The sequence below is a fragment of the Ferruginibacter sp. genome, from assembly GCF_028288465.1.
GTDB lineage: Bacteria > Bacteroidota > Bacteroidia > Chitinophagales > Chitinophagaceae > Ferruginibacter.
Genome location: NZ_JAQBNR010000090.1, coordinates 1 through 2515, shown reverse-complemented (window position 1 = coordinate 2515; position 2515 = coordinate 1). Strand labels below are relative to the sequence as shown.

The following is a 2515-nucleotide window of genomic DNA, read 5'->3' as shown; positions in this document are numbered from 1 at the left end:
CGTCTACTTCACGGTCTACTACTCGTCAGATGGTGAGCCCGGCGTCACCGACACTGATTGGGAGACCAAACTCTGGACCCCAATCTACAAGACCTTTAGGATGGATCGCCGCGAAGAACACGCGCTTCCTGAACCCGTCACCGCGCGCTACATGAAGGTGGAGTTCACCCATCTCCAGGCGATGGCTTACAGCCCCGGTACGTTCTCGCAACCGATTCGCTACAGGAAGCATCCGAAGTGGGTGTTGGACTACTTCCTCGCTCGTCTCAATACTTCCGAAGACCCATTCGTCGCACGCCAAGTCAAGGTGGTATACGACAGCCTCAAAATCGGCTACGACTACTACTTGGACGACCTACACCAGAAGCCCGCGGATCCCAACACGGTCTCTACTACAAACCTGATCTCGTTCCTGTCAGATCGTTCCGACGTTTCCGACCAGATCGATCCGACCACCCTGGGGTTGCTGAAGGTGGCTATGCGCCCTTATACCTCGCAACCGGCAAACAGGACCAACGAGGTCGACTATCTCCTAGCAGGCTCGCTCGTCAAGACGGCGAACTACCCGACCGAAATCCTGAATCCGGCTACGGCTGATACTACACAAGTGTCACAACTGAATCGAAGCTCATTGGTCTATGAGGGGGATTATCCGGTGATGTTCTTCTACATCCCGTCTCGCCATACGTATCGAGTTCTGGAAGCTTCCTTCCAGGAGGATCGTGCCTATTTCGTAGGCGTTCGTGAATTGGCGTTCACCCGAGATCATTACACCGTCGCTTCGGATACAGACACCTATGTGGAGAACCTAACAGATTTCACCAACGCGCTACGCAATGACTTCGTAAGTGATGACTTCGTACCGTTTAAGCCGAATCCGGGACCATAATGCCTATCACTATCACCGAAGATTTCAATAACGCGCTGGGGAAGTTCGAGTACTACGACACCGATGTCGTGTCTTACGAGGCGCTGACTCAGCGCAAGCATACAGATATCCGGTCATTCTGGAATGTCAATTTCACCACGTTATATAACTTGTTCAATCTTAATCTTGACATCAGTCAATTAAATCTGATGGATATGGGGGCGATTGAGGGGAGTCAGACGATTCTCCCCCGCGAGCCCTGGGTGACTACCGGGATCCTGGGTAGTAGCGCCGCGCTTGGCAATCGCAATGCCCTAACCTTCTCCTTCTCCTCGGCGGGCACTAAGACCGGTGTATCGGCCGACACACCAGTAGACCTCACTTCATATGCAAGTACCGACACCATCACGGTGAGCCTACCTAGCTGTCCAGCCGCCCTAGATCGAGCCAATAGCTACGTCGAGCTAAGTGACGCCAACTCAAATATCGTACGTCTGTACTTTACCAATGTCACAACGGGTACGGGCAATCGAGAGGCAACCTGGCCTATCTCCGCACTCAACGGCGTCCTTCGACCGACGATCGTCAAATTCTCTATCACGGCAACGGCTGCATGCACAGTAAGGATTAGCGCCTTTCGTGCCTTCGCCGCAGGGTGGACGCCTACTAAGCTGGATTTGGATACCCGTCGAGGATTTCTTACACCCATCCTGGATAAGGACGGTTCGGTCCCTGCAACGGCATTCCCTAAGATCTGGCGGTCAGACGCAAGTCCCGGACCTGGCGACCCCCGTCCTATCAATTCCTCATTGTCCGTGGTGTTTTGTACAGGAAGTTTCGCTAGTAGTAATACGCTGACCTTGTACCTCCGCGGCCGCCGCGAGGACTTCATCACGCAGCTAGATCTTGACGGAACCGATCCGGGGGTCTTACCTGCCTACGGAGAAAACCAAGCGAGTCTGGCAGCACGCGGACACCAGCCGGACTACGGACAGGCCGCTTACAACCCGGTGCCTCAGTCAGCCCTTGAGGGGCTTCTTCAGTCGGATCTATCCTACGAGCCTCCTACAGATACGACTCCGGCGCGTTCGCAGGCTGAGATTGAGCGTACGCCTGACTTCGTGTCCGAGTCATGGATCGAAGTGAAGTTGAATTTCGGCACGACTAATAGTCTAGTGATTGGAACCACAGAAACGTTAACCGACAGCGATAGGTATACCTACACTATCGACACCGGAACCGTCCCGTTCTACCCAAACAATCACTACGTTCTGAACGTTGACCTAGAGGATAATAAACTACAAGCTCGTATTCATCCGATGACATTGCAACAGGCTGGCCCTGCATCTCCGATGAATCCCACGCCTATCTTCGACACACATGTTGTACTAGATGACTTTAAGTTCAAGCGTCGTAGAGGCCGGGTCGGTTGGGGCTTTTCCTTTGGAGACGGAGATGCTTACGTGGATAGCATCCGCACCCGTAAGTTGATGTTCGGGGAGATCCAAACCAATAACTTCGAATCGCTCACGCCTGTCGTCGGCGCTCGATTGTTCGCCGGGGGTACAGCCGACAAGACGTTACCTACCGGCGTGTTCAATTATCAGAACTCCGTGATCACCGTAGATAAGTACAATGCTCAGTCAG

2 protein-coding genes are annotated in these 2515 nt (G+C 53.4%); both read left to right on the top strand.

All coding sequences use genetic code 11. The features are described from left to right. A partial coding sequence (locus JWR61_RS28100) for a hypothetical protein (protein ID WP_301930964.1) occupies positions 1-889 on the top strand: 889 nt, incomplete at its 5' end. After that, a partial coding sequence (locus JWR61_RS28095) for a hypothetical protein (protein WP_301930963.1) occupies positions 889-2515 on the top strand: 1627 nt, incomplete at its 3' end. The genes JWR61_RS28100 and JWR61_RS28095, both read left to right, overlap by 1 nt.